Annotated in this window: 5 protein-coding genes; all 5 read right to left on the bottom strand. The window is 67.4% G+C overall.

Annotated features, from left to right (window positions below; genetic code table 11):
• Positions 1-422: 422 nt before the first annotated feature.
• On the bottom strand, positions 423-1,265 hold the full coding sequence (locus tag HY699_25380; GenBank protein MBI4519137.1) for an acyltransferase family protein: 843 nt from the start codon (positions 1,263-1,265) through the stop codon (positions 423-425).
• Between the two features lie 336 nt (positions 1,266-1,601).
• Positions 1,602-3,212 carry an E3 binding domain-containing protein gene (locus HY699_25385; protein MBI4519138.1) on the bottom strand — a complete coding sequence of 537 codons (1,611 nt, stop codon included), beginning with the start codon at positions 3,210-3,212 and terminating at the stop codon, positions 1,602-1,604.
• A gap of 11 nt (positions 3,213-3,223) precedes the next feature.
• The gene (locus HY699_25390; GenBank protein MBI4519139.1) at positions 3,224-4,201 is read right to left on the bottom strand and encodes an alpha-ketoacid dehydrogenase subunit beta; all 978 of its coding nucleotides are present in this window, start codon (positions 4,199-4,201) and stop codon (positions 3,224-3,226) included.
• Positions 4,189-5,190, bottom strand: coding sequence for a thiamine pyrophosphate-dependent dehydrogenase E1 component subunit alpha (locus HY699_25395; protein ID MBI4519140.1), 1,002 nt, complete (start codon positions 5,188-5,190; stop codon positions 4,189-4,191). Before HY699_25395 ends, HY699_25390 begins: the two co-directional genes overlap by 13 nt.
• Positions 5,187-5,846: a PIG-L family deacetylase gene (locus tag HY699_25400; GenBank protein ID MBI4519141.1), complete on the bottom strand. Its 660-nt coding sequence runs from the start codon at positions 5,844-5,846 to the stop codon at positions 5,187-5,189. The genes HY699_25395 and HY699_25400 overlap by 4 nt, the downstream gene beginning before the upstream one ends.
• Positions 5,847-6,237 lie beyond the last annotated feature (391 nt).

Genomic DNA, 6,237 nt, shown 5'->3' on the forward strand with positions numbered 1-6,237 from the left:
AGCCAGTGCCGGCGCCTCCGTTCGCGTCGTTCGTCAGCCCCGGCGTGGTTCCGATGTCGCCTCCCTGCGCCCGATCGCCCCCGACCTTCGACCACCACGCGCGCTTGTTATCTACAATCCCGATAACACGTGGGGAGCGCCGTCGGTCATCATCTGTTGCCGGCGGCACCCATCACACCATCTCGCGCAACGCCCCATCGCGCCGGACGACGGAAAGCTCTGTTGCTAGGCCGCGAGGCCGCGCTTGCACCAACAGGTTCTCGATGGGCGCGTGCTACCGGTAGCCTCGTATGCGTGACACCGCTAGCAGTTCTGATGGGTTGGCGATGAACTTCGGCCCGCAGAAACTTTCCGGCTGAGCGCGTGGAATCGCAGCCGCGATGATTCTTTCCTCGCTCTGCTAGCGCCGTCAGCGATCTCTTTTAATCAGCTGGTGCTCGGTATCGCTTACCGGTGGCGCGCGGTGCGGGTGACGGGGGCGAGCCGCCGTCGCGGTAGGTGCTGAAAATCACCCCCTGGCGGCGGCGCACGGTGTCGGCGATGAGCTGCTGCACGCGCCGGCGCACCATTACATTGAGCTCATCGACGCGGTCTTGATCGTCGGCGTCAGCCGGTGTGCCGGGCAACTCGATCGCTGCCCCGAAGCGGATGTAGATCTTGGCCGGCAACGGCAACGGAAACAGCACGATCGGGAAGAACGGCCAGCTCAATGCCCGGGCAAGCGGGGCGACGTTGGTGAGCAAGACGTGGGCTTCCTCGGCGCCGACCACCGCCAACGGTACGATCGGGGCGCGCGTGCGCAGGGCGAGCTTGATGTAGCCGCCGCGCCCCGGGGCGAAGCCGCGGTGCGGCACCACGTGGTAGCGGTCGGTCAAGTAAGAACGCTCCATGTCGCGCGCGCCGCCGGGAAACAGCAAGACCAAGTTGCCGGCGCGCAGCAATGCCTCGACTGTTGCAGGTTCACCGACCGCCGCACCCACACTGCGGAGAAACTCGCGGATGAACTCGATCCGGCCGAACATCTGGTCGCCGATCGCATGCGAAAAGCGCCCGGTGGCTTCGTGAATGGCTACCAGCGTGCACGCGGCATCATACGGCACCACGCCGGAGTGGCAGCCGACGATGAGCCCGCGGCCCTTGCGCGGGATGTTTTCGGCCCCGATGACCTGCGGCCTGAAATAGGGCCACAGCGCCGCCCGCACATAGCCGAACCAGCGCCGTGCCGCCACCGGGTCAAAACCAGAGGCGTTACGCGCGTGGGCCATGTGGGCCTCCTATGATGGACGGGGTCTTAGTGCAACCTGAAACTAAGCGGGGCGGGACCGGTTGTGGATCTGTAACCACAGCCCAGGCAGCCGTGGCACAAACAAGGAACGGATTGGTGAATTGTGAAGCGATTCGTCGAAAAACGACGACGGTGGGTACTGCTTCCGCTGAAAAGCCTGGAGACGGTCCCGCCCGCCCAGACCGATGACGCAGAGTTGTGTTGCTCACTCGTTTTCATCGTGCGTCAACCTGTAGCACGTTCCTACCGTCCGGTAGGTCTGGCAGGGATGACCAAAGTCAGGTCTGGAGGTGATGCTTGCCGACGGATGGGCGTTTTAGCCCGCAGTTCGCGGGCAAAAGCGGTCAGCGTCGAAGTTCCCGACCCCGTAACGCCACGCATAAGGCCGGAAACGAATGCCGCGACGGCGGCAGAATTCCCTTACCTCGTCGGACAAACGATCCTGCATACCTGAAACCCGTGAGGCGTTGAGATCGAACAGGGTCGTGCTCGCGGTGACGGCGGGCAAGTCGCCCTCGACGAAGCTGAGCAACACCAGGCGCGCCCGGGAGGTCTGCGCCAGTCGCTGCTGCCACGCGGGCGCGAACACCAGCGCGGCTTCGCGGCCGAGTTCGAGGGTGCTGATGTCACCAGATGTGTGCTCGACCACCGGGTAGCCCTGTTGGCGCAAGTGTGCGGCCAGCTCCGGCAACAGGCGCTCGCGCACGAGCGCGACCTGCTCCGCGCGAGCAGGGGCGCTGATGTGGCGTATGACTTGCGCCGGCACGCCGCCGACGAGCGTGGCGGGCGGCACATTGATCGCCACAAACGAATTCACCATCACCGTGGCGCCCGCGCCGATGGTTACCCCGGGGAAGACGAAGGCTTGGTTACCGATGAAGACGTGGTCGCCAACGGTGATCGGGCCAAAGAGCGAGGGATAGCCGCGCAACACCGATTGCCAGTGACTGTGGGTAAACAGCATGGCGCGCGAGCCGATGCAGACTTCGTCGCCGAGAGTGACGGGATGGCAGGGGTTGAGGTAGGCCGCCTCACCGAAGAAGCAGGCGTGACCGGCGCGCAGATGGGCGCCGCTCTCGTCGCTGCCGCCGCCGCCGATCATGACGTCGTCTTTCGACCACAGCGCGTCGCCGATCTCGAGCGAGCGGCAGCGCACGCGCGTGCGCTTTCCGAAAGCGGCCAGGCGGCCCAGCTGCAAGCGCTCGCACTCGATGGTGGAGTCGGCACCGATAATGGAGGCGGCGCCGATGGCGATATTCCGGGCGATGATGATGGCGCCGGCTTCGAGGCGCACGCCCTCGCCGATCCGTGCACCGTGCTCGCGATAGAGTTGCAGCTTGCTGTCGCCCGCAAGGGCGCGAAAGGCGGCCGGGTCGCGGCGGAGCAGTTGGAAGAAGGCGGGATCGAGCGTGCCGTCGCCGGGTGCGCTGGCCACCGCCGCGGTCGAGGTCGCAGCCTCGACGTCGGCGCGGGTGATCTCGCCGCGGCTGCCGGTACCGCGAATCTGCTCGATGGCGATGCCCCGTTCGCGCGCCAAACGGCGCGCCGCCGGGCTCGCCGCCGGGCGGCCGGGCGCCGGGGTTAACACTGCTGCGGCGGGCGGTGCCGGCGGCACGGCCGGCTCCACCCCGGCCGCGGGGCCGCCCGCCGGTGTCAGCGCGCCCCAAGTCTCCGCTGCCGGCAGCGGCTCGTCGGCGCTGCCCACCAGGGCCAGGACCCCGAGCACGGCAACCCGCGTGCCGACCGGGGCGACGATCCGGCGCACCACTCCGGAAACCTCGGCTTCCACCTCGGCGTTGACCTTGTCGGTCTCGACCTCGAACAGCGGCTCGCCCGGCTTGACCTGGTCGCCCTCGCGCTTGTGCCACACGCGGATCACGCCGTGTGTCATGTTGGCTTCGAGTATGGGCATCACCACCGCTTGCATCGCTCTCACCATCACCCCCGGCACAGCTGGCGCGCCGTGTCGACGATGTCCGCCAGCTGCGGCAGATCGAGCTGCTCGAGCGGCGGACTGAACGGGATCGGCACGTCGGCGGCGGCGACGCGCCGGATCGGCCCGTCGAGATATTCGTAAGCCAGCTCGCTGACGCGCGCGGCGATCTCGGCGCCGACGCCGCCGCTGCGTGTGCCCTCTTCAATGCAAACCAGGCGGCCGGTCTTGCGTACCGACTCGATCACTGCGCCGGTGTCCATCGGCACCAAGGTGCGCAAGTCGATGACCTCGGCGTCGATGCCCTCGGCGGCCAACTGCTCCGCCGCCTGCAGGGCCACGCCGGCGTAATAAGAATAAGCCACCAGCGTGACGTCGCTTCCCGGGCGCCGCACCGCCGCGCGCCCGATCGGCACCAACACCTCGCCGTCCGGCACCATGCCGGTGGTGGCGTAAAGCAGCTTGTGCTCGACCACCAACACCGGGTTGTCGTCGAGAATAGCCGCGGCGAGCAAGCCCTTGGCATCAGCCGGGGTGGCGGGGGCGACCACTTTGATTCCGGGCACGTGCAGGAACCAGGCTTCGAGGCTCTGCGAGTGGGTGGCGCCGTAAGAGCGGCCGCCGCCTGCCGGGGTGCGCAACACCAGCGGCACCCGGGCTTGCGGCCCGTACATGTAGCGGAACTTGGCGGCGTGGTTGGCGAGCTGGTCCATGGTGAGGGTGAGGAAGTCCATGAACATGATCTCGACCACCGGGCGCATGCCGGTAACGGCGGCGCCGATGGCCGCGCCGGCGATGGTGGCCTCCGAGATCGGGGTGCAGCGGATGCGCTCGGCACCGAACTCGGCCAGCAGTCCGCGGGTGACGCCGAAGGCGCCGCCATACTCGCCGATGTCCTCGCCCAGCAGGAACACCAGCGGATCGCGTTGCAGAGCTTCGCGCAACGCTTCCTGCAACGCCTGCCAATAGGTCAGTTCGCGCATGACTCGCCCGGGGTGGCGAACACGCCTTCGGTGAGCGCCTCGGGCGCAGGGAAGGGGCTTTGGCGCGCGAACTCGACTGCGGCGTCGACGGCAGCCAGGGCTTCGCGCGTGATGGCATCGAGGTCCGCCGCGCCGGCCCAGCCGTGTTCGAGCATGAGCGCGCGCCAGCGTGCGATCGGGTCGCGCTCGCGCCAGGAGGCTTCCTCCTCACGGCTGCGGTAGACGCGCTGGTCGCTCTTCGAGTGGCCGAGGAAGCGGTAGGTCTTGCATTCGAGCAGCGTCGGGCCGCGCCCCGCGCGGGCGCGTTCGACCGCCACACGCGTTGCCGCCGCCACCGCTTGCACGTCCATCCCGTCCGCCTGCATGCCGGGCATACCGTAGGCCGCGGCGCGGTCGGCGATGTGTTCGATGGCGCAAGCCTCGCGGTGGGGCGTTGACATGGCGTAGAGGTTGTTCTCGCAGACGTAGACCGCCGGCAGGCGCCACAGGCCGGCGAGGTTGAGCGACTCGTGGAAGGTGCCCTGATTGGCCGCGCCGTCGCCGAAGAATATCACCACCACCTGTCCGCTGCCGCGCAGCTTAGCCGAGAGCGCGGCGCCGGTGCCGATCGGAATGCCGCCGCCGGTGATGCCGTTGGAGCCGAGGTGGCCGATGGCGAAGTCCGCCATGTGCTGAGTGCCGCCCTTACCGCCGCCATAGCCGGTGGCCTTGCCGAACAGCTCCGCCATCAGCCGGTTCGGGTCGCCGCCCTTGGCGAGCAGATGGCCGTGGCCGCGGTGGGTGCTGATGACCCAGTCCTGCGGGCGCAGCACCAGGCAGGCGCCCACTGCCACCGCCTCCTGGCCGACGTACGGGTGGGTGGTGCCGCGGATGCTGCCGTCGGTGACCAGCTTGAGCACGCGCTCTTCGAAGCCGCGGCAGAGCACCAGCTGATAGAGCACGCGCCGGGCCTCGGCGGTGCTAGGGGTAAACGCGGGCACGGCCGTCATGCGCCCCGCAAGTCCGTAATCGGAGCGATCTCTTTGATCACCTCGAACGCTTCCGCGTAACGGCACCCGATCTGAAATCCGCGGTGCGCCGCGCGGCCGCGAATGGCTTCCAGCCAGCCCTGCCCGTACTTCTCCAGTTGCGTTTCGTAGCACGAGAGGCTGCCCATCTTGCTCTCGATGGTGTCGCTGATGTCGACGAACTTCTGGGCGCGAAACGCCTCCGCGCTGATGCCGCCCGGGATGGTGGCCTCGTACATGTACAGCGAGCAGCCGTTGCGGCGCGTGGATGCCAGCACCGCCCGCGTTAGTGCCACATGCTCGGGGTGACTGTCGCCGAGCCAGTGGGTGTAGATCGCCGTGGGCCGTACTTCGGCGATGACCTGGTCAAAGGCGGACACCAAGCGGGCGTCGGGCTGAATGCCGTCGCGGCCGAGCCCGAAGTTGATCAGCTCGGCGCCGAGCAGGCTGGCGGCCTGCTGCCCTTCGATCTGACGGCGCTGCTTTTCGTGATGGAAGCTGTCGTCGTTGCCGCCGGGCACCCGCAGGTTCACCATCACCACGCGGTGCCCGCGCTGGGCATACGCCGCGATTGTCCCGCCGACGCCGATCTCCGCGTCATCCGGGTGGGCGCCAAACACAAGAATCCGCTCCCGCATGCCAATACTCCTGCTAGTGGTACTCGCGCCGTTTTGCAACGGGAAAGCGCCAGTACATCGGGCATTCTACTCTGTCAATCGTATTCTGCGGACCGCCACGTCACGGGTGTGCGACAAATCTGTGGGTAACGTGCAGCCGACCGGGCAAATCCTCACCAGTCTGACAGTACTGTGTACTGTCAGGCCGAGGCCCATGGCCGAAAGGGGGACGCAACCTGTCATTCCCGCGAAAGCGGGAATCCACTAGCCGCATCTGCGTAACCAGCAGGTTGCAAGACGCAATTTGTCATTCCCGCGAAAGCGGGAATCCACGGCACCGGCTCGCTACGACCCGCCAGCGCTACACGATCTCGTCATAGAGCTGATCCTGCCCGAGAAGTGTTCGCTGGAC

Source organism: Deltaproteobacteria bacterium (assembly GCA_016210005.1).
Lineage (GTDB): Bacteria > Desulfobacterota > Binatia > HRBIN30 > JACQVA1 > JACQVA1.

What these genes read in the sequence shown, in the direction of transcription:
- HY699_25400 (MBI4519141.1), bottom strand. Translation starts at nt 5,846, where the DNA reads ATGCGGGAGCGGATTCTTGTGTTTGGCGCCCACCCGGATGACGCGGAG.
- HY699_25395 (MBI4519140.1), bottom strand. Translation starts at nt 5,190, where the DNA reads ATGACGGCCGTGCCCGCGTTTACCCCTAGCACCGCCGAGGCCCGGCGC.
- HY699_25385 (MBI4519138.1), bottom strand. Translation starts at nt 3,212, where the DNA reads ATGCAAGCGGTGGTGATGCCCATACTCGAAGCCAACATGACACACGGC.
- HY699_25380 (MBI4519137.1), bottom strand. Translation starts at nt 1,265, where the DNA reads ATGGCCCACGCGCGTAACGCCTCTGGTTTTGACCCGGTGGCGGCACGG.
- HY699_25390 (MBI4519139.1), bottom strand. Translation starts at nt 4,201, where the DNA reads ATGCGCGAACTGACCTATTGGCAGGCGTTGCAGGAAGCGTTGCGCGAA.